22 protein-coding genes are annotated in these 22,253 nt (G+C 69.7%); 13 read left to right on the forward strand and 9 right to left on the reverse strand.

What is annotated here, in order from left to right:
* The first annotated feature begins 271 nt into the window (after positions 1 to 271).
* From AC07UH_RS13415 to AC07UH_RS13430, 4 genes are read left to right on the forward strand one after another with little or no spacing between them, the layout of a single operon-like run.
* On the forward strand, positions 272 to 1,279 hold the full coding sequence (locus AC07UH_RS13415) for a glycosyltransferase family 2 protein (RefSeq protein WP_495181530.1): 1,008 nt from the start codon (positions 272 to 274) through the stop codon (positions 1,277 to 1,279).
* Positions 1,276 to 2,265, forward strand: coding sequence for an acyl-CoA dehydrogenase family protein (locus tag AC07UH_RS13420; RefSeq protein ID WP_495181531.1), 990 nt, complete (start codon positions 1,276 to 1,278; stop codon positions 2,263 to 2,265). Before AC07UH_RS13415 ends, AC07UH_RS13420 begins: the two co-directional genes overlap by 4 nt.
* Positions 2,262 to 2,909 (forward strand): PIG-L deacetylase family protein, encoded by a 648-nt coding sequence (locus AC07UH_RS13425; protein WP_495181532.1) that lies wholly within the window; start codon positions 2,262 to 2,264, stop codon positions 2,907 to 2,909. Before AC07UH_RS13420 ends, AC07UH_RS13425 begins: the two co-directional genes overlap by 4 nt.
* Entirely contained in the window at positions 2,906 to 3,484 is a 579-nt protein-coding gene (locus AC07UH_RS13430) for a class I SAM-dependent methyltransferase (RefSeq protein WP_495181533.1), read from the forward strand. Before AC07UH_RS13425 ends, AC07UH_RS13430 begins: the two co-directional genes overlap by 4 nt.
* An 18-nt stretch (positions 3,485 to 3,502) precedes the next feature.
* Here the strand turns inward: AC07UH_RS13430 and asd are convergent, their stop codons facing one another.
* The 4 genes from asd to AC07UH_RS13450 form a co-directional block, all read right to left on the reverse strand.
* On the reverse strand, positions 3,503 to 4,357 hold the full coding sequence (gene asd, locus AC07UH_RS13435; protein ID WP_495189893.1) for an archaetidylserine decarboxylase: 855 nt from the start codon (positions 4,355 to 4,357) through the stop codon (positions 3,503 to 3,505).
* Positions 4,358 to 4,493: 136 nt separating this feature from the next.
* Positions 4,494 to 5,117 (reverse strand): TadE/TadG family type IV pilus assembly protein, encoded by a 624-nt coding sequence (locus AC07UH_RS13440; protein ID WP_495181535.1) that lies wholly within the window; start codon positions 5,115 to 5,117, stop codon positions 4,494 to 4,496.
* A complete protein-coding gene (locus tag AC07UH_RS13445) occupies positions 5,114 to 5,707 on the reverse strand; it encodes a TadE/TadG family type IV pilus assembly protein (protein ID WP_495181536.1) in 594 nt (197 codons plus the stop codon). Before AC07UH_RS13445 ends, AC07UH_RS13440 begins: the two co-directional genes overlap by 4 nt.
* The gene (locus tag AC07UH_RS13450) at positions 5,704 to 7,722 is read right to left on the reverse strand and encodes a TadE/TadG family type IV pilus assembly protein (protein WP_495181537.1); all 2,019 of its coding nucleotides are present in this window, start codon (positions 7,720 to 7,722) and stop codon (positions 5,704 to 5,706) included. The genes AC07UH_RS13445 and AC07UH_RS13450 overlap by 4 nt, the downstream gene beginning before the upstream one ends.
* 111 nt (positions 7,723 to 7,833) lie before the next feature.
* Between AC07UH_RS13450 and AC07UH_RS13455 the strand changes: the two genes are divergently transcribed.
* The 3 genes from AC07UH_RS13455 to AC07UH_RS13465 all read left to right on the forward strand — a co-directional run bounded on the left by AC07UH_RS13455 (position 7,834) and on the right by AC07UH_RS13465 (position 10,161).
* The gene (locus AC07UH_RS13455) at positions 7,834 to 8,046 is read left to right on the forward strand and encodes a hypothetical protein (RefSeq protein WP_038665618.1); all 213 of its coding nucleotides are present in this window, start codon (positions 7,834 to 7,836) and stop codon (positions 8,044 to 8,046) included.
* A 187-nt stretch (positions 8,047 to 8,233) separates the two neighbouring features.
* Complete coding sequence (locus AC07UH_RS13460) at positions 8,234 to 9,148, forward strand: ATP-grasp domain-containing protein (RefSeq protein WP_495181538.1); 915 nt, start codon at positions 8,234 to 8,236, stop codon at positions 9,146 to 9,148.
* Positions 9,149 to 9,162: 14 nt separating this feature from the next.
* On the forward strand, positions 9,163 to 10,161 hold the full coding sequence (locus AC07UH_RS13465; RefSeq protein ID WP_495181539.1) for an LLM class flavin-dependent oxidoreductase: 999 nt from the start codon (positions 9,163 to 9,165) through the stop codon (positions 10,159 to 10,161).
* A 20-nt stretch (positions 10,162 to 10,181) separates the two neighbouring features.
* Here AC07UH_RS13465 and AC07UH_RS13470 read toward each other — a convergent pair whose 3' ends face one another.
* On the reverse strand, positions 10,182 to 10,988 hold the full coding sequence (locus AC07UH_RS13470) for a TrmH family RNA methyltransferase (RefSeq protein ID WP_495181540.1): 807 nt from the start codon (positions 10,986 to 10,988) through the stop codon (positions 10,182 to 10,184).
* A gap of 327 nt (positions 10,989 to 11,315) precedes the next feature.
* Here AC07UH_RS13470 and AC07UH_RS13475 point away from each other — a divergent pair, with 327 nt between their 5' ends.
* Positions 11,316 to 13,550 carry a M3 family metallopeptidase gene (locus tag AC07UH_RS13475; RefSeq protein WP_495181541.1) on the forward strand — a complete coding sequence of 745 codons (2,235 nt, stop codon included), beginning with the start codon at positions 11,316 to 11,318 and terminating at the stop codon, positions 13,548 to 13,550.
* Positions 13,551 to 13,586: 36 nt separating this feature from the next.
* Here the strand turns inward: AC07UH_RS13475 and AC07UH_RS13480 are convergent, their stop codons facing one another.
* Complete coding sequence (locus AC07UH_RS13480) at positions 13,587 to 15,818, reverse strand: beta-glucosidase (protein ID WP_495181542.1); 2,232 nt, start codon at positions 15,816 to 15,818, stop codon at positions 13,587 to 13,589.
* Positions 15,819 to 16,066: 248 nt separating this feature from the next.
* Between AC07UH_RS13480 and AC07UH_RS13485 the strand changes: the two genes are divergently transcribed.
* Both AC07UH_RS13485 and AC07UH_RS13490 read left to right on the forward strand, forming a co-directional pair.
* Positions 16,067 to 16,894 (forward strand): alpha/beta fold hydrolase, encoded by an 828-nt coding sequence (locus AC07UH_RS13485; protein WP_495181543.1) that lies wholly within the window; start codon positions 16,067 to 16,069, stop codon positions 16,892 to 16,894.
* A 146-nt stretch (positions 16,895 to 17,040) separates the two neighbouring features.
* Complete coding sequence (locus AC07UH_RS13490) at positions 17,041 to 17,430, forward strand: hypothetical protein (protein WP_038665635.1); 390 nt, start codon at positions 17,041 to 17,043, stop codon at positions 17,428 to 17,430.
* 158 nt (positions 17,431 to 17,588) lie between these two features.
* Here the strand turns inward: AC07UH_RS13490 and AC07UH_RS13495 are convergent, their stop codons facing one another.
* Positions 17,589 to 18,632, reverse strand: a complete 1,044-nt coding sequence (locus AC07UH_RS13495; protein WP_038665638.1) for a rod shape-determining protein — start codon at positions 18,630 to 18,632, stop codon at positions 17,589 to 17,591.
* 264 nt (positions 18,633 to 18,896) lie between these two features.
* Here AC07UH_RS13495 and AC07UH_RS13500 point away from each other — a divergent pair, with 264 nt between their 5' ends.
* Genes AC07UH_RS13500 through AC07UH_RS13510 form a run of 3 tightly spaced genes read left to right on the forward strand, consistent with a single transcriptional unit; the run spans position 18,897 to position 20,535 of the window.
* Positions 18,897 to 19,487 carry an alpha-ketoglutarate-dependent dioxygenase AlkB gene (locus AC07UH_RS13500; protein ID WP_495181544.1) on the forward strand — a complete coding sequence of 197 codons (591 nt, stop codon included), beginning with the start codon at positions 18,897 to 18,899 and terminating at the stop codon, positions 19,485 to 19,487.
* On the forward strand, positions 19,484 to 20,329 hold the full coding sequence (locus tag AC07UH_RS13505) for an exonuclease domain-containing protein (protein ID WP_495181545.1): 846 nt from the start codon (positions 19,484 to 19,486) through the stop codon (positions 20,327 to 20,329). Before AC07UH_RS13500 ends, AC07UH_RS13505 begins: the two co-directional genes overlap by 4 nt.
* Positions 20,330 to 20,385: 56 nt before the next feature.
* Positions 20,386 to 20,535, forward strand: a complete 150-nt coding sequence (locus tag AC07UH_RS13510; protein WP_137899926.1) for a CsbD family protein — start codon at positions 20,386 to 20,388, stop codon at positions 20,533 to 20,535.
* 24 nt (positions 20,536 to 20,559) lie between these two features.
* On the opposite strand, the gene pnuC is transcribed toward AC07UH_RS13510, so the two are convergent.
* On the reverse strand, positions 20,560 to 21,126 hold the full coding sequence (gene pnuC / locus AC07UH_RS13515; protein WP_495181546.1) for a nicotinamide riboside transporter PnuC: 567 nt from the start codon (positions 21,124 to 21,126) through the stop codon (positions 20,560 to 20,562).
* A complete protein-coding gene (locus AC07UH_RS13520; RefSeq protein WP_495181547.1) occupies positions 21,123 to 22,253 on the reverse strand; it encodes a phosphotransferase enzyme family protein in 1,131 nt (376 codons plus the stop codon). Before AC07UH_RS13520 ends, pnuC begins: the two co-directional genes overlap by 4 nt.

The raw sequence follows: 22,253 nt of genomic DNA on the forward strand, positions 1-22,253 counted from the left end.
TTGCGGCAACACTCATATCCCGTCACCCCGGACTTGATCCGGGGTCCCGCTTCGTCCCGTGGGAAGAAGCGGGACCCCGGCGCAGGGCCGGGGTGACGGATCTGGTGAGGAAGGCGATCGAGCCTCAGGGGCGCTTCCCGGATCGACCATCGCGGTTGTAGACGTCTGATTTCTTTCGGTTAATGTCCTTCGCAACGCGGCGCCCCGCCGCTGCATCCCCGCCGAGACACGCGCGGCTGGCTGGAGACGATCCCTGACCGATGCCGCGTCCGTGGTGATTTGCGTACCCGCGCGCAACGAGGAGCAAGCCCTGCCCGGCCTGCTCGCCGCGCTCGGCCGTCTCGATGCGGTGGGCGGGGCGACCGTGTGCCTGTATCTCGACGGGTGCGCCGACGGCAGCGAGACGGTGGTGCGGCACGCCGCCGCCAGCGTGCCGTTCGCGTTGCTGCTGCAGGTGGGGCCGGGCAGCGCGGCATCCAACGCCGGCGTCGCGCGGCGCGCGGCGATGGCGATGGGACTGGCGCATCTGGCCGGCGCCGACGGCCTGCTGTTCACCACCGATGCCGACAGCCGGCCGCAGCGGGACTGGATCGCCGCGGGCCGTGCGGCGCTGGATCACGCCGATGTCGTCGCGGGCCGGATCGTCCGCCGCCACGGCGCACGCGACGGCGCGCAGACGCGGCTGGAGGGATATTACAACCGGCTGCACGCCTATCGGCGGTTGATCGACCCGGTGAGCTGGGAGGCGCACGACACGCATCATTTCAGCGGCGGCGCCAATCTCGCGGTCCGGACGTCGGCGTATCGCGCGATCGGCGGCTTCCGCCCGCTGCCGTTCGCCGAGGATGCGACCCTGCTCGACGATGCGGCGCGGGCCGGTTTCCGGGTGCGGCGCGATGGCGCGATGCTGGTCGAGACCTCGTCGCGCCGGCACGGGCGGGCGCCGCAGGGCCTCGCCAGCGCGTTGCGCGCCGCGGATGTCGGCGAGGTGCCACGCGTCGCGCATCCCGCGCAGATGGCGTGGCAGTGGCGCGAGCATGCCGCAATGCGCTTCGGCTTCCCGACGATCGATCATGGCAGGACCTGCGCCGCTCTCGGTGCGCGGCTGGGGCTGAGCGACGACCATGTGCGCGGCGTCGCGCGCGATTGCCCCAATGCGGAGGCGTTCGCGATGCGGATCGTGCCGGCGGCGCCGGGGGCGGCCGATCTGGTGACGCTGGACGAAGCCGAGGATGCGCTGGCCCGGCTCGAGGCGAGCTGGTGCGAGGCGGCGGCATGAGCGACATGCGCGACGTGCTGCGGGCGGCGATCGCGGGTGCGGGATGGGATCGCGACCCGCCCCGCGATCCGGCGACGGCGGAGGCGTATCTGGCGCTGCTCGCCACGCTCTACGCCACGGGCCGACGCGACCTGCCGCTCGGGCGCCTGCTGGAGGGGCATGTCGACGCGGTGCAGATCGTCGGGCGCTACGGCACCGCCGCGCAGATCGAGCGGCTGCATGCGGCGCTGGCGGCGGGCGCGATGCTCGGCGTGTGGAATGCGGGGCTGGCGGGCGAACCGCTGATCCTCGCCGACGGCCGGCTGAGCGGCGGCAAGAGCTATGCGTCGGGGGCGGGGGTGCTGACCCATGCGCTGGTGACCGCGCAGACGGACGACGGCAACCGCCTGCTGCTGGTCGATCTGGCGGCGGTGCCGCCGGCGATCGATCGCGACTGGTGGCGGATGACCGGCATGCAGCGGTCCGAGACGCATCAGGTGCGCTGGGTGGGCGCGGCGATCGACGCGGAGGCGGCCATCGGTCACCCGGAGGATTACGTGCGCGAGCCGTTCTTCAGCGGCGGCGCGCTGCGCTTCGTCGCGGTCCATGCCGGCGGCGTCGCCGGCCTGTGCGACCGGACGCGCGACCATCTGGTCGCGACCGACCGTGCCGGCGATCCGTTCCAGGCGGCGCGGCTCGCGGATCTCTATGGCCTGGCGGAGGCGGCGGCGGGCGCCGTCCGCCGGGTCGCGGACGACTGGTTCGCTCCCGGCAACGACGCGCGGCTGATGCGGGTGGCGGCGGCGCGGCTGGCGGTCGCCGACGCGGCCGAACGCGCGATCGTGCTCGCGCAGCAGTCGGTCGGGCTCGCCGGCCATTTCCGCGATCACCCGCTGGCCGCGATGCTGACCGATCTGGCGGTCTATCTGCGCCAGCCGGCGCCGGATGCGCAGCGGCTGCGGGTCGGTGCGGCGGTCGCAAGCGGCGCGCTCGTCCCATCGCTGTGAGGCTGAGTCCGGGCCGGCCGCGCCATGCCGTCGTGGTCGCGCCGCATCCCGATGACGAGATCATCGGGGCCGCGGCGCTGATCGCGACGCTGGCGCGGCGCGGCACGCGGGTGTCGGTGGTGATCGTTAGCGACGGCGCCGCCTCGCATCCCGGCAGCCGGCGCTGGCCGCGCGCGCGCCTGATCGCGGAACGCTATCGCGAATCGCGGCGTGCGCTTCGTCGCCTCGGCGTGACGGCGGGGGCGGTGCGCTGTCTCGGCCTGCCGGACAGCGCGGTCGGGGCGCATCGCGTCCCCCTCGCGCAGGCGCTCCGCCGTCTCGTGCGGTCGGGCGTCGACCTCATCGTCGCGCCGGCCGCCGCCGACGCGCATCCCGACCATCGGGCGGTCGCCGCGGCGCTGCACCAGCTCGGCGGGCGGGCGCGACGGCTGTCCTATCAGGTGTGGCCGCCGCAATCGCCGCTGCGGCGCGGATCGCGCCTCGTCGCGATGCCCGGCGGCGCGGCGGCCAAGCGATCGCTGATCCGCGTCCATCGCACGCAGCTCGGCGCGATCGGCGACGATCCGGCCGGCTTCACGATCGCGCGGCACGAACTCGACGCCTTCTCGCATCCCCTCGAAGCCTATCTGGAGGTGCGGCGATGACCGCGATCGATCTCGGCGGGTTCGCCGGCAAATTCGCCGGCGACGACGATCCCTGGGGGACGTTCAGCAACCGCGACGAGGCGGTCAAGCGCGGTGCGATCCTGCACGCGCTGGGGCCGGGGCCGATCGGCCGGGTGCTGGAACTCGCCAGCGGCAACGGATCGAACAGCGCGGCGATCGCGCCGCGCGCCCTGCGTCTCGACGCGACCGAGGGGACGGCGGAGGGCACGCGGCTGACCGCGGCGGCGATCGCTCGCTATCCGCGGGCGCAGGCGTCCGCGCTCGCGCTGCCGGCAGCCTTCCCGCGCGGCGTGTACGATGCCGTCGTGGTGGCCGAGCTGCTCTATTATCTGTCGGAGCGCGACATGGCGCGGGTCGCGGTCGACGTCGCGGCCGCGCTGCGGCGCGGCGGGCGGCTGGTGCTGGCGCACCACCGGATCGACTTCTACGATTTCGCCCAGCATGCGGACGGGATCCACGCGCGTTTCCTTCGCCAGACCGGGCGGCACTGGCACGTCCGGCGCGTGCGCGCGCGCCGCCGGTGGCAGGTCTGCGTCGCGACCTGCATGGGCTGAAGCCGACCGGCGGGGGGCTCAGCCGGTCGGCGCGACGCCCATCGGCTCGCCGAGGCGCACGGATCGTTCGGGCTGCCAGCCGTCGTCGAATGCGATCACGCCGCGTCCGAACAGCATCACGACGGTCGAGCCGAGCAGGAAGCGGCCCATCTCTTCGCCCTTGCGCAATACGATGTCCCGGCCGGCATAGTCCCATTCCGATGCGCCATGCGCGCGCCGCGGATTGACGACGCCGTGCCAGACGGTCGCCATGCTGCCGACGATGGTCGCGCCGACCAGCACCATGACGAACGGCCCGTGGTCCGGCGAGTCGAAGACGCACACCACCCGCTCGTTGCGCGCGAACAGATTGGGCACGCCGCGCGCGGTGGTCGGGTTCACCGAGAACAGCGTCCCCGGCACGTAGATCATCCGCAGCAGCGTGCCGTCGCAGGGCATGTGGATGCGGTGATAGTCTTTCGGGGAGAGGTACAGATTGGCGAAGCTACCATGGCGGAACCGCGCGGCGAGTGCCGCGTCGCCGCCGACCAGCTCGGTCGTGGTGAAGCGATGCCCCTTGGCCTGGACGATGTGATGATCGTCGATCGCGCCGAACTGGCTGATCGCGCCATCGACCGGGCAGGCGAAATCGGCGCCGGTGATCGGCCGCGCCCCCGCCTTGAGCGGACGGGTGAAGAAGGCGTTGAAGCTCGCGTAGCTGCGGACGTCCGCATCCGCGGCCTCGCTCATGTCGACGGCATAGGTGCGCACGAACCAGCGGATCAGCCGGGTCGTCACCGGTCCGCCCTCCGCGCCGGCGATGCGCCCGGCCAGGGCGGTCAGGCGCCGCTTGGGCAGCATATGCTGGAGAAGGATCTTCACGCGATCGGACATCGGCACCTCGAAACGTCGGCCGCCCACCCTAGCGCGATACAGGGGAAGGTCGAAGGAAATGGATCGCGGCACCTCTGCTGACGCTCCGGGCTGATCGCGTATCCGGACGGCAGGCGTCGCGTATGCCGCGTCGTCGCTACGAACAGCGTGCGACGGCGACCTTCTCGTCGTTCGACACGAATTGCAGATTGCGGTCCGACCGGACCGGCACCGCCGCGTTTTCGACGATCTTGCCGGTGACGAGCGGGACGGTGAACACCATCGGCTTGTAGTCGTAGGCGAGTTCGACGAACTGCACGGGAATGCCGTCCTGCGCCTGGATGCGGGCCGTCGGGGGCCCCATGCCGTTGGTGCCCTGGCCGCTCTGTCCGTCGCCTTCGACGCCCCAGGAGGATGGATGGTTGAGCGCGCCGGTGCAGCGCTGCCAGTGGAGCCACTGCCCCTTCGCCGTGTTGCGTTCGAGGCTGGTCAGGATGATCCGGCCGCGCTGGCGGAGATCCGACGGACTGCCCTGGATCTGTCCCCCCAGCAGGACGTCGTTGATCTGCCTTTCGCTGATCGGCATCGGCCCGGTCAGGCGCGCCTCGCCGAGCCGCGCGGCATTGTCCGCGATCTGAAAGGCCGCCTGGCTAAGTCCCTCGCGAACGATCGCGTAGCGGGCGTATTCGACGAGCCCGAGAATGAGCAGCAGCAGCAGGGGGGCGGTGAAGGCCATCTCGATGACGGCGACGCCGCGTTCGTCTTGGGCGAGCCGCCTCATGGGCAGGTCCTTTCCGCCACCGGGGCCTGGTTGTCGAAGGGTTGGTTGCGCAGATAGGTCGTCGCCGAGACCTTGGTCTGGCGCGGGAGGCCGAGCAGCTTGCCCAGCGGCAGTCGATCGTAGGTGAAGTCCGCCTTGAACACGACGACGTCCTTGGCGCCGCCGCCGTCGCCCGCGCGGCCCCCGTCGACGTCCCAGATGCCGTTGTCGTTGGTGTCGGAAAAGACCTCGTTGGCGTTGCATCGCCCGTCGTGATTGGCATCGATGTAATCTTCCGCGGTCGATGCGACGTTCGCATAGTCGCGATAGGACGTCCGCGAGAAGGCGACGGTGCCGGAGTGCGCCAACGGGCGCATCGCCGCGCGTACCCGGTTCTCGATCTCCGTCCGTCGTGCCGGGGCTTGCGCGTCCTCCAGCGTCAGGTCGCGTCCCGCCTTGTTGATCTCTCCCCTGAGCAGCGCCGCGATATAGGCGCGATGTCCCACCTCCAGGCCGCCCATCAGGAGCAGCAGGAGCAGGGGCGCGACGAGTGCGAATTCCACCAGCGTGACGCCGCGCGCGTCGGCGCCGAACGATCGCCGCGCGGTCATCGCGTCAGCCGGAGCTGCGAGATCTGGGCGGCGATCTGGGCGAAGGCCTGGTCGAGCTCGCTCGCGCTCTTGGCCTGATAGGCGCGCCCGTCGCTGGCACAATTGGTCAGGAGCGGGATCAGATCGGTGCCGAAGGCGATCACCCACACCGTGATGCCCTTGTTCTTGGCGACGGTGCACAGGCCGCCGAGCCGACGTTCGACCAGCGCATTCTGGTCGCCGTTCGTCGGCAGGCCGCCGGCGGTCGAGCGACGCCGGTCCAGCGCGGCCAGGCCATAGGCATCATAGTCGTTGACGTTCGTCTCTGTCTTGCCGTCGGTCATGAAGATGAGGTGACGCGAGACCTTGCCGCCGGAGGGTGCGAGGTTCTCGTTCCTGAAGATGCCCTGCGCCGACAACAGCCGCAGACCCCAGAGGAAGCCGATATCGTGATAGGTCAGCCCGGCGGGCGCGAGCGAGGCCAGATAGGAATCCAGTTCGGATTTGCTGATCGCGGCGAGCTTGCGCGCCGCGGTGGGGCACGCCGCCCGTAACGCCGCCTTGGCGGCGCTCGCGGTGGGCGAATCGTAATTGTTGGTGACGTTCGATACCGTCGGCACGGTCCAGGTGCCGTTGGTCGCGCTGTTGAGGTCGTTCCACTTCCGCGCGTAGATCAGGTCGGGCAGGGCGGGGCGCCATTGCGATCCGGGGTCGCCCGTCACCGGCTCGCCGTCGACGTCGAGGTCGGACAAGGCGGTCGGCTTCAGCGCGTCGTTGGCGGCGCTCGTCTGGCGCTCCTCGATACAGCCGCGCCAGGGGATTTTCTTGGCGGCGTGGTTCGCGCCGATCAGCTGGTCGGGGAGCGACCCGAGGGTCATCGCCGACTCGCTCGCCATCATCTTCAGCGGCGTCAGATCGTAGCTTCGTGCCAGATAATTCCAGTAATAGACCGTCGACTGCGACGTGTTGCCGTAATTCGGATTGTAGAGCCGATGCACCGTCTTCGTCTGGGCATAATCCTGATAGACGTTCTCGGTCACGGTGCAGGTCGAGCCCGACAGCGATGCCGAATAGGTCGTGCCGTTCCGGGTGACGGTCTCGGTATAGGTGACCTCGCCGTCGGCCGGGACCGGCGACGGATCGGTCGTGGTCTTCGACGTATATTTGATGTTCGCGGGCGCGGTGCAATTCTCCGGCGGGATCGTGTATTTGCGCGTCTGCAGGCTGCCGGTGGTCGTGTTGGGGCCCGATTCGTAGCGGTATTTCGCGGTGTCGGTGTTCGTCGTCGTACCGGTGCCGGCGGCCTCGCGCGACTGGTACGTCCAGCGATCCGCCACCCACGCCGGCTTCAGCAACGCGCCGACGTTCACCGTCGAGGCATAAGGCACGAAGCCGTACCGCACGCGCGTGCCGGGTCCCCGCGCGCTTTCGAGCGTGGAGAAGAAGCTGGATACGCTGTTGCGCAGGACCTGGATGCGCGGGAGCGTGTCGCCGTCGTTCGCCTCGGTCATCGACAAGGTGGTATCGAGGACGAACATCACATCGGCATTGGGCAGTTCCAGCTTCGCCGCGCATTCGGCGGCCATGAGTTTGCTGCCGAAGCCGAAGACCTGCATGATGACCATCGGCAGCGTCAGTTGCGCGGCGCCATGGACGACCTGATCCGTGCCGACCCTGAAGTTGACGCCGACATTCCTGGCGCCGTATCGCCCCTCGGGGAAGTTCACGGCGAAATATTGACGGCCGAGCTGGTCGGCGGCCGGGGTCCAAGTACCGCCCCCCATCGCCCGGCGACCGCCAAGTACACCCGTATCGCACGCCTGCTGAAGCCGGGCCTTGACCAGATAAAGCCTGCTCACCTCCATGGCCCCGCCCAGCATACCGATCAGCGGCAGAATGCTGGCGGCGCCAAGGATGGCGACGTTTCCCTGTCGATGCTCGAGAAAGGATCTGATTGCTCGCGTGACGCTGCCCTGGTTCGCCATAAAGATCCGACTTGAAGTGGATTCGGCCTTTCGAAAGCCTGTTGCACCCATATCGGTTCAATAATCTACTTTACGGTTAATGGTCTGATATTGATGTAAAGTCTGTTCCGTTCGCGCGATGTATATTGACCGGGCCCGTCCTCCCGGACCATCTGGCCGGCGATGACCAAGAGCAAGGGACGCACCGGCGCACATGCGCGCGCCAACATCCAGCCGCCGCCGACCGCCGCCGAGCTCGACGCGGCGAAGCGCGAGGTCGCGCAGATCGAGGGGCGTCTGGTCGGCCTCGCCGCCGGCCATCCCTCGGTGAAGACGTGGAAGGCGCGCCTGCGGACCGCGCAGGCCGTGATCGCCCGCGCGCCACGCGACGCTTAGGGCCGATCGACAGTCATCGGCGTCGCGACTTCGATAGCGTCGGTCCGTCACCCCGGGTCAAGCCCGGGGTGACGAGAAGACGACGGTTCGGCTACCATCATCGTCCCGATGCGTCGCAAGCATAGCTAGTGCGGCACGAACAATTTTGGCCGCCCGGCGTGATGGTTTCTGCGCTATTCGCGCCGGCATGACCGATCTCGCCATCCTTTTCGAGCATCCGCAATGGTTTGCGCCGTTATTCGCCGCGCTGGACGCCCGCGGCGTGGCGTATCGCGCGATCCATGCCGACGGCTTCGCCTTCGATCCCGCGGCGACCGCGCCGCCGGCCCGCGTCGTGTTCAACCGTATCGCCATGTCGAGCTTCCTGCGCGAGCCGGAGCATCCGATCTTCCACGCGGCGGCGGCGCTGGCGCATTGGCAGGAGCGCGGCGCGCGCGTGCTGAACGGCGCCGGCGCGCTGGCGATCGACGCCTCCAAGGCGCGGCAATTGTCGCTGATCGCGGGGCTGGGCCTCGCCATTCCGGCGACCCGCATCGTCCATCGTGCCGCCGATCTGACCGCCGCCGCGGCGGAACTGCGCTTCCCGATCGTCGTCAAGGCGAACATCGGCGGGTCGGGCGCGGGGATCGTGCGCTATGACGATGCCGAAGCGCTCGCCGCGGCGGTCGCCGACGGCGCGGTGCCCGACAGCATCGATCGCGTCCTGCTGGTCCAGGAATATGTGCCGGCGCGCGGTGGCACGATCACACGGATCGAGACGCTCGGCGGCCGCTTCCTCTATGCGATCGAGGTCGACGGCGGCGGCAGCTTCGACCTGTGCCCCGCCGACGCCTGCGCGGTGCCCGGCCGCCCGACGATCACGATGACGCGGGTCGATCCCGATCCCGCGCTGATCGAGGCGGCGGAGGCGATCGTGCGGCGCGCCGGGATCGACGTCGGCGGGGTGGAGGTGCTGGTCGACGATCGCGACGGCGTCGCGCGCTTCTACGACATCAACGCGCTGTCCAATTTCGTCGCCAACCCGCTCGGGATACTTGGCTGGGACCCGCATGCGCGGCTCGTGGATTGGTTGGCCGGGATCATCGCGGAGACGAGCAAGTGAGATACGGATATTGGATGCCCGTCTTCGGCGGCTGGCTGCGCAACGTCCCCGACGAGGGCATGGCGGCGAGCTGGGACTATGCCAAGCGGCTGACCCAGGCGTCGGAGCGCTGGGGCTATGACCTCACCCTGATCGCGGAGCTCAACCTCAATGACATCAAGGGGATCGAGCAGCCGGCGCTCGACGCCTGGTCGACCGCGGCGGCGCTGGCGGCGGTCACCGAACGGATCGAGCTGATGGTCGCGGTGCGCCCCAATTTCCATCATCCGGCGCTGTTCGCCAAGGCCGCGGCGAACATCGACCAGATCGCCGGCGGGCGGCTGGCGCTCAACGTCGTGTCGAGCTGGTGGGCGGACGAGGCGCGGCAATACGGGTTGCAGTTCGACCAGCACGACGACCGCTATGCGCGCACCGACGAATGGCTGCGCGTCGTCGACGGACTGTGGACCGAGTCGCGGTTCAGCTTCGAGGGGCGGTTCTACCGGACGGAGGACGCGATCTGCGCGCCCAAGCCGGCCCGGCGGCCGGTCGTCTATGCCGGCGGCGAGAGCGAGGCGGCCAAGACGATGATCGCGGCGCGCTGCGACGCCTATGTCATGCACGGCGATCCCGTCGCGGCGGTCGCACCGAAGATCGCCGACATGCGCGCGCGCCGCCAGCGTGCGGGCGGACCGCCGATGCAATTCGGGATGGCCGCCTATGCGATCGTCCGCGACAGCGAGGCGGAGGCGAAGCGCGAGCTGGAGCGGATCACCACCGTCACCGATTTGCCCGCGGGATATGACAATTTCGACCAATGGCTGTCGGGCACGCAGCTGGAGCGCGACTTGCAGGTGCAGGAATATTCGGTGTCCAACCGCGGGCTGCGGCCCAATCTGGTCGGCACGCCCGAACAGCTCAAGGAGCGGATCGCCGAATATGAGGCGGCGGGGCTCGACCTGCTGCTGCTCCAGATGAGCCCGCAGGCCGAGGAGATGGAGCGGTTCGCGGTGCAGGTGATGGGGACGGCGTGAGGTGATCGCCGCCGGCGGGTTCAGCGCCGCGCCGTCGCCAGATGGTGCAGCACGATCCCCGACGTCGTCGCGACGTTCAGCGAATCGAACCCCGCCGTCATCGCGATACGCAGGCTGCGCGCGCGCGCGAGGATGTCCGGCGACAGGCCCGGCCCCTCGGCGCCGAGCAGCATGGCGTTGCGCGGACCCGGCCGCCAGTCGGCGAGTTCCGTCGCTCCGGCGGGACTGAGCGCGACCGGGGCGAAGCCGTGGCGGTCGAGCAGCGCGAGCGCGTCCTCGTCGCGCGCCAGCCGGGCGGTGGGGACCAGCAGCGTCGCGCCGACCGACACCCGGATCGCCTTGCGGTACAGCGGGTCGCAGCAGTCCGCGTCGAGCAGTACCGCCGCCGCCCCGAAAGCGGCGGCGTTGCGGAAGATGCCGCCGATATTGTCGTGGTTGGCGATGCCCGACAGCAGCAGGACGTCGCCGTCGCCGGGCAGGCGGGCGAGCAGCGCGTCGGCGTCGGGCACGTCGGTGCGCCGGCCGATCGCCAGGATGCCGCGGTGCATCGCGAAGCCGGCGATGGCGTCGAGCATCGGCTGCGCGGCGACGAACACCGGCACGTCGTCGCCAAGCTGCGCGACGAGCGGCCGCAGCGCGTCGAGCCGCTTCGCCGCGATCAGCAGGGAGAGCGGGCGGTGCAGCGCACTCCCGACCAGTTTCTCGACGACCACCTTGCCTTCCGCCACGAACAGCCCGGCCCGCCCGACGAGGTCGCGCTCGCGGATGTCGCGATAGGGTTCGATCCTGGGATCGTCGGGGTCGTGGATTTCGATGAGCATCGGCATGGACGGTTACCCGGGCGCGGGCGGGGCGGCTAGAGCATGTGGGCATCGGTGTCAGCCTCTTGCTCCGCAACTCACCCCGTCACCCCGGACTAGTTCCGGGGTCCACTCCGCGGCGAGGAGAAAGGCTTGAGACGGCACCGTCCTCCTGCGGCCCGGTGGACCCCGGAACAAGTCCGGGGTGACGGGTATGGTGAGGTCATCGGTCGAACCTCGCGGCCGAGAAAACGCAAAATACGTGCCCCCACCAACGCGTTTCGCCACCGCCCCATTGATCGGCGATGACGGCGGATGCATCACGCGCGCCATACCCTGTTGATCGGACCATCCATGCGCCTGTTTGCCACTGCCACGATGATGTTGCTGTCGACGACGGCCTTCGCCCAAACCACGGCACCCGCCGCCGCATCCGCCGCTCTGCCCGCGACCAACCCGTTCGCGCAGGCGAGCACGCGGCCGTTCGAGGCGCCGCCGTTCGACCGGATCAAGAGCACCGACTATGCGCCGGCCCTGCTCGCCGGCATGGCCGCGCAGCGGGCGGAGATCAACGCGATCACCCGCGCCCGCAGCGCCCCCACGTTCGACAACACGATCGCCGCGATGGAGCGGTCGGGCCGCCTGCTTGAGCGCGCGAGCCTCGCTTTCTCGGGCGTGGTCGGCGCCAATACCGACGACACGCTCCAGAAGACCCAGGCCGACCTCGCGCCCGCCTTCGCCGCGCATCAGGACGCGATCAACCTCGACCCGGCGCTGTTCGCGCGCGTCAAGACGATCTACGACCAGCGCCAGTCGCTTCGCCTCGACGCGGAGCAGCTGCAGGTCCTCACGCTCACCTATCAGAACATGGTCCGCGCCGGTGCGCAGCTGTCGCCGGCCGACAAGCTGACGCTCAGCCGCTACAACAGCCAGCTCTCGACGCTGGAGACCGCGTTCCAGCAGAAGCTGCTCGCCGCCGCCAAGGCGGGCGCCTTGGTGGTCGACGACAAGGCGAAGCTCGCCGGCCTGTCCGACGGCGAGATCGCCGCCGCGGCCGACGCCGCCAAGGCGCGCGGGATGGCGGGCAAATACGTGCTGACGCTCCAGAACACGACGCAGCAGCCCGAACTCGCCACGCTGACGGACCGCGCGACGCGCGAGGCGTTGTTCAACGCGAGCTGGACCCGGGCGGCGAAGGGCGACGCCAACGACACGCGCAACACGATCGCGCAGATCGCGCTGCTGCGCGCGCAGAAGGCAAAGCTGCTCGGCTTCCCGACCTGGGCCGATTACGTGCTGCAGGACCAGATGGCGAAGACGCCGAATACCGCGCTCGGCTTCATGCAGCAGCTCGGTACGCCGGTGGCCGCCGAGCAGCGCCGCGAGGCGGCCGAATTGCAGGCGCAGATCAAGGCGACCGGCGGCAACTTCGCGCTCAAGCCGTGGGACTGGGACTTTTATTCCGAACAGGTCCGCAAGGCGAAATACGATCTCAACCAGGACCAGCTGAAGCCCTATTTCGAGATCAACAAGGTGCTGACCGACGGCGTCTTCTACGCCGCCAACCAGCTGTACGGCCTGACCTTCAAGCGCCGCACCGACATTCCGGTCTATCAGCCCGACGTCATGGTCTACGAAGTCGACGAGGCCGACGGCACGCCGGTCGGCCTGATGTATTTCGATTATTGGAAGCGCGACAACAAGAACGGCGGCGCGTGGATGTCGAACTTCGTCAACCAGTCGAAGCTGCTGGGGACGAAGCCGGTCATCTACAACGTCGGCAATTTCACCAAGCCCTCGGCGGGGCAGCCGGCGCTGATCAGCTTCGACGACGTGACGACGATGTTCCACGAATTCGGCCACGCGCTGCACGGCCTGTTCGCCAACCAGACCTATCCCAGCGTCTCGGGCACCAACACCGCGCGCGACTTCGTCGAATTCCCGTCGCAGTTCAACGAACATTGGGCGCTCGATCCCAAGGTGCTGCCGCATTATGCGGTCGATTACCGCAGCGGACAGGTCATCCCGCAGGCGCTGGTCGACAAGATCAAGCGCGCCGGCACGTTCAACTCGGGCTATTCCTTCGGCGAGGCGCTCGCCGCGGCCGAGATGGACATGAGCTGGCATTCGCTGACCGCGGCGCAGGGCAAGCAGAACCCCGATGCGTTCGAGACGCAGGCGCTCGCCGCCACCGGGCTCGACGTCGCCGACGTGCCGCCGCGCTATCGGTCGAGCTATTTCCTCCACATCTGGGGCAACGGCTATTCGGCGGGCTATTACGCCTATAGCTGGACCAAGATGCTGAGCGCGAACGCGTTCAACTGGTTCGAGCAGCATGGCGGGATGACGCGCGCCAACGGCCAGCGCTTCCGCGACCTGATCCTGTCGAAGGGTCATACCGAGGATTACGCGCCGATGTTCCGCACCTTCAACGGTGCCGACCCGCAGGTCGGGCCGCTGCTGAACGATCTCGGCCTCAACGCCGACGGTTCGCGCATCGCCGTAGACGCGGCGACGCCGCCGGTCAGCGATGGCACGGTGCCGGCCGCCCCGTCCGCCAAGCCCGCGACGGGCAAGACGGGGGGCTGAGCCCGGCGTCACGACCATCGCGGGGAGGGGCGCTGCCTATCGCGCGCTGGTCGCCGGTCCCACCGGCAGCCAGCGTTCGGGCAGGGTCACCGTGACCTGCTGCTTGATATCGGCTGCCGAGGTCGCGAGCATCACCGTGTAGCGGCCGGGCGCGACATGCCATTGGTGTCGCGTCTCGTCCCAGGTGGCGAGCAGCCGCGGGTCGACGGTCACGGTGCGCTGCTCCGACTGTCCGGGACGCAGCGCCGCCTTGGCATAGCCCGCCAGTCGCTTCGGCGCTTCCCATGTGCCGTCGGGCGACGCGACATAGACCTGACCCAGCGCCTGACCGGGGATCATGCCGGTGTTGCGCAGCGTGAAGCCGACCTGAAGGTCACCCGCGACGGTGCGCGCGGTGAGCCCGCCCTGGTCGAAGCGCCCGTAGCTGAGGCCGAAGCCGAACGGGAACAGCGGTCGCGCGCCGGTCCGGTCGATCCATTTATAGCCGACCGCCGCTCCCTCGGCGTAGCGGACGCCGAAGATCTGTTTGTCGGGCAGGCCCTTGCCGGCGATCGTCGGCCGCGGATACTGGTCCGGCGTCGCCGGGAAGGTGATCGGCAGATGGCCCGACGGATTGACCGCGCCCGACAGGATGCGGGCGATCGCGGGGCCGCCGCGGCTGCCGGGATACCAGCTTTCGACGACGCCGCGCACGTCGGCGATCCACGGCATGGCGACCGCGCCGCCGGTTTCCAGCACGACGATCGTGTTGCGATTGGCCTTGGCGACCGCGCCGATCAGCCCATCCTGATCGTCGGGCAGCGACAGCGGGAAATCGAGCGATTCGGCGGTCCATTGCGTCGCGAACACGATCACCACGTCGGCGTTCCTGGCCTTTGCGGCGCTGGCGGCCGGGTCGGTGCCCGGGTCGTAGTCTACCGTCGCGTCGGGGCGTTCGGCCTTGATCGCCGCGAGCGGCGACGATTTGTCGTAGACGATCGGCCCCGGCCACGATTTGGGGCCGAGCCCGCGCACCGCATTGCCGCCGGGGGCATAGACCTGCGCCGAGCCGCCGCCCGACAGCACCCCGACGTCGGCATGGCCGCCGACGACGAGGATGCGCTTCGCCGCGCGCGTCAACGGCAACACGCCGCCCTCGTTCTTGAGCAGGACGATGCCATTCTCCGCCGCGGTCTGCGCGACGACCGCATGCGCGGCGAAATCGATCGGGCCGGGCGTGACGGGATCGTCGACCGCGCCGCTGACGATCAGCGCACGCGCGATCCGGCGGACCTTGTCGTCGAGCGCCGCGATCGGCACCTTGCCGCTCGCGATCGCCGCCTTCAGCTTGTCGCGCCAGACGTAATTGTCCTTGTTGGACACGCCGGTTTCCTGGTCGAGCCCGCCCAGCGCATTCTCGACCGTGTCGTGCTGCGCGCCCCAGTCGGACATCACATAGCCTTTATACCCCCAATCGCCCTTCAGCACGCGGTTGAGCAGCCAGTCGTTCTGGCAGGCGTGCTTGCCGTTGACGAGATTGTACGAACACATCACCGAGCCGGGATCGCCCCGCTCGATCGCGATCTGGAAGGCGAGCAGGTCCGAGGTGCGGGCGGCGCCTTCGTCGATCGCGACGTCGACGGTGCTGCGTCCGGTCTCTTGGTCGTTGAGCGCGAAATGCTTGACCGTCGTGACGATCCGGTTCGACTGGATGCCCTTCATGAACGCGCCGACCATCGTCCCCGCCAGCCACGGGTCCTCGCCACCATATTCGAAATTGCGGCCGTTGCCGGGCTCGCGGGCGAGGTTGACGCCGCCGGCGAGCTGCACGTTGAAGCCCGACGCCCGCGCCTCGGCGCCGACCATCGTGCCGCCCGCCATCGCCACCGCCGGGTCCCACGTCGCCGCGCTGAGGATGCCCGACGGCAAAGCGGTGCGCTCCAGGGCCGGTGGCGCTTCGCCCTGCGTCGCGACGCCGCTGCCCGCATCCGCCTGCCATTGCGGCGTGAACCCCAGCCGGGGGACGCCCGGCACGAAGCCCGCCGATTGCGGTCGCGCCTGCGGATCGCGGAAGCTGTTCCAATCCTGCTGGGTGCCGAAGAAGCCCGTCACGACCGCGAGTTTCTCGTCCTCGGTCATCGCCTGGACCAGCAGCTCGGCGCGCCGGTCCGCGGACAGGGTCTTGTCCTGCCAAGCGCTGGCCGCGACCGGCGCCGCAGCGGTGACGGGGCCCGAGGGGCCGGCGAGGGCGCCGACCAGCATTGTCGTGGCGAGTAGCAAAGCGCGCATGGTCGAAGCCTCCGAGTCGATACCGCGTCCGACGCGAACGGTCCGACCGCCGGAGGTATTCCGGACTATCGGCCGCCGCGTCAAACCCCTTGCAGTCGTAGGGCAGCGCCGGGCGGAAGACCGGCGTCGGCGGAAAAAATCGAGGGTGGCCAAATGTTTGTATGCCGATCGCGACCCCGATAAGCTGCCGTTGCCGCCGCCGTGACGACGGCAGCGGATCGGTGCGGACTGCATAAGGGAGCAAGACAATGCCGACGATCATCACCACGGACGGGACCGAGATCTTCTACAAGGACTGGGGGCCGCGCGACGCGCAGGTCGTCATGTTCCATCATGGCTGGCCGCTGAGTTCGGACGATTGGGACGGGCAGATGATGGCCTTCGTCGCCAAGGGCTATCGTGTCGTCGCCCACGACCGCCGCGGCCATGGCCGATCGAGCCAGGCGGCGACCGGCCACGACATGGATGGCTATGTCGCCGACGTCGTCGCGCTCACCGACGCGCTCGACCTGCGCGGCGCCGTCCACATCGGCCATTCGACCGGTGGCGGCGAAGTGGCGCGCTACGTCGCCCGCGCCAAGCCGGGGCGGGTCGCCAAGGCGGTGCTGATCAGCGCGGTCGCGCCGATCATGATCCAGAGCGATGCCAATCCCGACGGTGTGCCGTTGTCGGTCTTCGACGAGATCCGCGAACAGACCGCGACCAATCGCGCGCAATATTTCTACGACTTCACGCTGCCGTTCTTCGGCTACAATCGCGACGGCGCGGAGGTGAAGGAGGGCGTGCGGCGCAACTGGTGGCGGCAGGGCATGACCGGCAGCGTGCTTGCCCATACGCTCGGCATCAAGGCCTTCTCGGAAACCGACTTCACCGAGGATCTCGAGGCGATCACGGTGCCGACGCTGGTGCTGCACGGCGAGGACGACCAGATCGTGCCGTTCGCCATCACCGGCAGGAAATCGGCGGAGATCGTGCCGGGCGCCAGGCTCATCTCCTATCCCGGCTATCCGCACGGCATGCCGACGACGCATGCCGACCGGATCAACGCCGATCTGCTCGCCTTCGTCGAGGGCTGAGCCGGCACGGGCGGCGGCAGGTCCGGTGTCGCGACGCCGGATCTGCCGCACGCCAAGCCGATGCACCAGATTAGGACTTCGTTAACCCTAGACTGGTCCGACCTTCTCCGCACAGATCGTCTATCGATCCGGCCAGGAGGCGGATCATGGCGCAGATTACGGCGGCGACCCTGTGGATGATATTGACCGGCGGCTTCGCGGCGTCGGTTCCGATCGCGCTGCTGCGGCGCGATGGCTCCGCGGCGCTCGCCATGGCGGTGGGCGGATTGCTCGCCGGCCACCTGTCGCATCTTCCGGCGCCGATGCTGGCCTGGGCATCGATCGCGGTGGCGGTCGGGCTGGCGGCGGCGCTCGCCGGCTGCATCCTCAACGCCGCCTTCGGCGGTCGCTCCGCCTACGCGCTGGGGCTGGTGCTGACCGCGACGACGCTGGGCGCGATCGCCTCGGCACCCGCCACCGCGTCGCACGATCGCGTCAGCGGGCCGGCGGCGGGCATCGCCCTGAGCGCCGCGCTGACGACGCTGGCCATCGGGTGACGCCACGCCTTTAGTCGTAAAACGCACTTTTATATTTGACGTTGCGCTTTCGGATCGTCATGAAAATCAAGCCGTTAGGCATCCTCCCCAACAGGATTACTGGGGCCGCTCCGGCGGCCCCCTTTTATGTCCGGCCCCCTTTTAGGTCCGGCGGCGCGTCACTGGGTGTGCAGCACGCCGCTGAACGCCGCATCCTCCAGCGCGCGGCCGGCGCCGAGCGCGACGCACATCAGCGGCGCTTCGGCGACGATCACCGGCAGCCCGGTCGAGCGGCTGAGCACCTCGTCCAGCCGGCGCAGCAACGCCCCGCCGCCGGTCATCACGATACCCTGTTCGACGATATCGGCGGCGAGTTCCGGCTCGACCTGTTCGAGCGTCTTCATCACCACCTCGACGATCTGCGCGACGAGATCGGCGAGCGCATCGGCGATCTCGGTCTGGCTGATGCTGATCTCCTTGGGGATGCCGTTCATCAGGTCGCGCCCGCGCACGCGCATGTCCGGCTCCGGCTCGCCCGTCGGCCGGCTGGCGGCACCGATCTGTTGCTTGATCCGCTCCGCGGTCGCCTCGCCGATCATCAGATTGTGCTTGCGGCGGATGTGCGAGGCGATCGCCTCGTCGAGCTTGTCGCCGCCGACGCGCACCGAATTGCTGTAGGCGAGGCCGCCGAGCGAGAGCACCGCCACCTCGGTGGTGCCGCCGCCGATGTCGACGACCATGAACCCGATCGGTGCGGTGATCGGCAGCCCGGCGCCGATCGCGGCGGCGAGCGACTCCTCGATCAGCAGCACCTTCGACGCGCCCGCGCTGGTCGCCGCCTGGCGGATCGCGCGCCGCTCGACCTGCGTCGATCCCGCCGGCACGCAGATCACCATCTTGGGATTGCGCTGCAACCGGCCGGCGTCGCCATGCACCTTCTTGATGAAATGCTTGATCATCTGCTCGGCGACATCGATGTCGGCGATGACGCCGTCGCGCAACGGCCGGATCGTCTCGACGCCCTGCGGCGTCTTGCCCATCATCAGCTTGGCGTCGGCACCGACCGCGAGCACCTTGGGGATGCCGTCGCGCGTCTCGATCGCGACGACGGAGGGTTCGTCCAGCACGATGCCGCGACCGGCGACGAACACCAACGTGTTCACGGTGCCGAGGTCGATCGCCATGTCATGCGAGGCAAGACCGAAATTGAGGGACAGTCGCAGCGCAGCCTACCTTGTTGGGAGTGGCACCGGCCGTCGGCCGATGCGAAGGCCCCGCGCATTGGCGCTTTGCCGGGCAGCGTCAACCGGCGTGCGTCCACCGGCCTGTCCCGGCGGACGGACGGTTTGCGGGGCGGATGGCGGGGCGGCGGGCTTGCTTGCGGCCGGCGGGGGCCGGGCCTACATCGGCGACGGCGTGGCTATCCCCTTGATCTCTCTTGCGATGCTGCCGGCGTACGGCCTCGGGGCCGGCGCAGGCCGGTCGTGATGCGCGACCTGTTCGACCGGCCGCTGCTGCCCGGGCTGCGCAGCGAGGAGGGGTTCGTTACCGCCGACGACGAACGCGCGCTGATCGCGGCGATCGATGCGCTCGCGCTGACGCCGTTCCAGTTCCAGGGCTGGACCGGCAAGCGGCTGACCCACAGTTTCGGGCTGCATTACGATTTCGAGCGCGGGTCGCTCGCACCGGCGGCGCCGATGCCGGCATGGCTGGCGGCGATCCGTGCGCGGGCCGAGGCGTTCGCCGGGGTCGCCTCGGGGAGCTTCGTGCAGGCGCTGCTGATCCGCTACGATCCCGGCGCGGGGATCGGCTGGCATCGCGACCGTCCGCATTTCGATCACGTCGTCGGCATCTCGCTGGGCGCGGCGGCGGCGATGCGCTTCCGCCGCCGGACGGGCGAGCGGTTCGCGCGGGTCGCCGCACCGCTGCCGCCGCGCGGCATCTACCACCTCCACGGCGAGGCGCGCCACGCCTGGGAGCATAGCATCGCCGCGATGACCGAGACGCGCTGGTCGATCACGCTGCGCAGCCTGTCCGAGCGCGGACGCCGGATGCTCGCCGCCGGGGATGGCGCGTGACGACCCCCGATTTCGTCGTGATCGACGTCGAGACCGCCTGTTCGCGGGTGAGCAGCATCTGCCAGATCGGCATCGTCGGCTTCCGCGACGGCCGCGAGGTCTTCGCCTATGAGACCTTGCTCGATCCGTGCGACGATTTCCACGCGATGAACACGCGCATCCACGGCATCGCCGCGCATCACGTGATCGGCCAGCCGACCTTCGCGCACGTCCACGCCGACATCGACCGCCATCTGACCGGCCGCGTCACCGTCGCCCATTCCTATTTCGACAAGGGCGCGCTCGCCGCGGCGTGCCGCGTCCATGACCGGGCGATGATCGAGACGGTCTGGCTGGACAGCGTGCGGGTCGCCAAACGCGCCTGGCCCGATCTGCCCAACCACAAGCTCGGCGGCCTCGCGCGCTATCTCGGCATCGCCCACCGCCACCATGACGCGCTGAGCGACGCGCGCGCCGCCGGCTGGGTGATCGTCAAGGCGATCGACCATACCGGCCTGTCGCTCGCCGACTGGCTGGCCCCGCCGCGCAAGCCGCAGCCGCCGCCCCGCGCCGCGCCGGCGGGGCCGCTGAAGGGCGAGCGGATCGTCGTCGTCGGCGAGGCGCGCGACGGGGCAATCGCGCAGGCGCTCGCCGCGCAGGGCGGCACGATCATGTCGGCGGTCGGGCTGACGACGACGATGGTGGTCGTCGCCGATCATCTGCCCGATGCGCGCGCGCCGCGCGCGAGCGCCGAGATGGACAAGGCCGCGGCGGCGCGGCGGGCCGGCCGGGCGATCCGGATCGTGTCGGCGCGGACGCCGGGCCTGCTCGACGACGCTGCCGGGGCCATTGTTGGCGGCTGAGGGGTTGAGCCGTGGACAACGGGGCGCTTCCGCGCTCCCGAACCGAAGGACGTCCCATGGTAAAATCGATCTCCGGCATCGTAGGCGCGATCAACACCGCCGTCGGCAAGGCCAAGCAGAACGCCGACGATCCGTCGCTGCACGAAGAGGGCGCCGAACAGGAAGCGCGCGGCACGAAGCAGCAGGCCGACGCTAGGAAGAAGTAGGCGGATGCGCGTTCGCCGGCGGGGTCAGCCCTGCCGGTGGCCGCCCGCCCGGCGCCATTGCCGATAGCCGAGGACGGCGAGCCCGACCATCGCCGCATAGAGGCCGGCGGTCGGCAGCAAATCCTTCCAGACGAACATGCCGACGTAACAGACGTCGACCACGATCCACAGCAGCCAGCTCGCCGCATGGCGGCGCCCGGTCCAATATTGCGCGACGAGGCTGAAGCTGCTCAGCGTCGCGTCCATCCAGGGCAGCGCCGCGTCGCTATGGTGGCTGGTCAGCCAGCCGATGCTCACCGCCCCCACCGCGCCCGCCGCCAGCCCCGCCAGCGCCTGCGCCGGCCGCAGCGGCGCCACCACCACCTCGCCCTCGCTATCGGTCCCCCGCGCCCAGGCGACCCAACCGTAGACGATCGCGATCGCGAACAGCAGTTGCAGCACCATGTCGGCGTACAGCCGCACGTCGAGGAACAACTTCGCGTATAGCGCGCAGGCGAGCAGATTGACCGGCCAGCACAGCATGCGGCGCCGCGCGGTCAGACAGATCCCGGCGAAGCTGACGACCACCGCGACGATCTCCAGCGTCGTCATGGCTTGGCCTCGCCGATCCGGCGCAGCAAAGCCTGCCCCGCGGCGGAGCGGAACCACACGGCATGGCCGATGGCATAGCCGTCCCAGGTCAGCGCCGCGGCGGCGGGATCGGCGACCACCGCGGTGAAATAGTCGATCTCCGACAAGGCGAATTCGAGGTGGACGAGCGGCAACAGCCGGACGATCGCGGCAATATCGGCGGCGGCGAGCGGGACGCGCGATGCATAGCCGGCGAGCAGCGCCAGCGCCGCCGCGGGATCGGCGATGTCGTCGCCCTGCGGCAGGTCGAGCCAGCGGATCGCGCTGCGTTCGATCGCGGTGGCGATATCGTGCACCGCGCAGGTGCGATCGGCGAGGCCGAAGTCGATCACCGTCCGCACGCCGCCGTCGTCCGTCCAGAGCAGGTTCGACGGATGCCAGTCGTTGTGCGTCCACAGCGGCTGCTGATCCGCCAGCACCGCGGGCAGGCCGTCGCCGAGCGTCGCGAACAGCGCGCCGAGCTGCGCCCGCCACGGCCGCGTCGTCAGGAAGGCGGCCAGCGCCGGCCGGGCGGCGACATAGGCCTCGGCCGCCGCGAGCGGATCGCGGGCCGGCAGGATGGTCAGGCTGGCGACCAGCGGCTGCGCCCGGCGGGCAGGGGCAGCGAAGCCGGCCGCGGCGAGGTGCAGCCGCGCCAGCGCGACGCCGGCGGCATGCGCCTGCGCGTGCGAGAAGAACGGCGTCCACGACAGGCGGTCGCGGTAGAGATCGGCGCCCGGCGCCTGCCGGTGCGCTTCGTAGCGCCACGCGTCGATCGCGATTGCGGTCGCACCGTCGGCCGTCGCGAGGATCTCCGGCACCGATAGGCCGGCCGCGGCAAGATGCGCGATGAACGCATGTTCCTCGGCCAGCCCCGCGATCGACCGCAGCCGGTGGTGATGCCGCTTGAGCAGGACGGTGCCCGTCCCGGTCCGGACCAAGGCCGCCGCCGAGAAGGGGCGTGGCGAATGCCAGTGCAGCCTGGTCGGCGGTCCAGCCGCCGGAAAGCGCGCCAGTACCGCGGTGGCCTCGCCGATGGTGATCGCCGGCCAGGTCGGCGCCTCCAGCGCCTGCCCCATGCCGTGCACCAGATGACCGGCGGGCGTCAT

The organism is Sphingomonas sp. GW821-FHT04B01 (genome assembly GCF_059420425.1).

Coding starts and splice junctions, on each gene's coding strand:
- AC07UH_RS13420 (WP_495181531.1), top strand. CDS start 1,276: ATGAGCGACATGCGCGACGTGCTGCGGGCGGCGATCGCGGGTGCGGGA.
- AC07UH_RS13430 (WP_495181533.1), top strand. CDS start 2,906: ATGACCGCGATCGATCTCGGCGGGTTCGCCGGCAAATTCGCCGGCGAC.
- asd (WP_495189893.1), bottom strand. CDS start 4,357: ATGTCCGATCGCGTGAAGATCCTTCTCCAGCATATGCTGCCCAAGCGG.
- AC07UH_RS13440 (WP_495181535.1), bottom strand. CDS start 5,117: ATGAGGCGGCTCGCCCAAGACGAACGCGGCGTCGCCGTCATCGAGATG.
- AC07UH_RS13445 (WP_495181536.1), bottom strand. CDS start 5,707: ATGACCGCGCGGCGATCGTTCGGCGCCGACGCGCGCGGCGTCACGCTG.
- AC07UH_RS13450 (WP_495181537.1), bottom strand. CDS start 7,722: ATGGGTGCAACAGGCTTTCGAAAGGCCGAATCCACTTCAAGTCGGATC.
- AC07UH_RS13455 (WP_038665618.1), top strand. CDS start 7,834: ATGACCAAGAGCAAGGGACGCACCGGCGCACATGCGCGCGCCAACATC.
- AC07UH_RS13460 (WP_495181538.1), top strand. CDS start 8,234: ATGACCGATCTCGCCATCCTTTTCGAGCATCCGCAATGGTTTGCGCCG.
- AC07UH_RS13465 (WP_495181539.1), top strand. CDS start 9,163: ATGCCCGTCTTCGGCGGCTGGCTGCGCAACGTCCCCGACGAGGGCATG.
- AC07UH_RS13470 (WP_495181540.1), bottom strand. CDS start 10,988: ATGCCGATGCTCATCGAAATCCACGACCCCGACGATCCCAGGATCGAA.
- AC07UH_RS13475 (WP_495181541.1), top strand. CDS start 11,316: ATGCGCCTGTTTGCCACTGCCACGATGATGTTGCTGTCGACGACGGCC.
- AC07UH_RS13480 (WP_495181542.1), bottom strand. CDS start 15,818: ATGCGCGCTTTGCTACTCGCCACGACAATGCTGGTCGGCGCCCTCGCC.
- AC07UH_RS13485 (WP_495181543.1), top strand. CDS start 16,067: ATGCCGACGATCATCACCACGGACGGGACCGAGATCTTCTACAAGGAC.
- AC07UH_RS13490 (WP_038665635.1), top strand. CDS start 17,041: ATGGCGCAGATTACGGCGGCGACCCTGTGGATGATATTGACCGGCGGC.
- AC07UH_RS13500 (WP_495181544.1), top strand. CDS start 18,897: ATGCGCGACCTGTTCGACCGGCCGCTGCTGCCCGGGCTGCGCAGCGAG.
- AC07UH_RS13510 (WP_137899926.1), top strand. CDS start 20,386: ATGGTAAAATCGATCTCCGGCATCGTAGGCGCGATCAACACCGCCGTC.
- pnuC (WP_495181546.1), bottom strand. CDS start 21,126: ATGACGACGCTGGAGATCGTCGCGGTGGTCGTCAGCTTCGCCGGGATC.
- AC07UH_RS13520 (WP_495181547.1), bottom strand. CDS start 22,253: ATGACGCCCGCCGGTCATCTGGTGCACGGCATGGGGCAGGCGCTGGAG.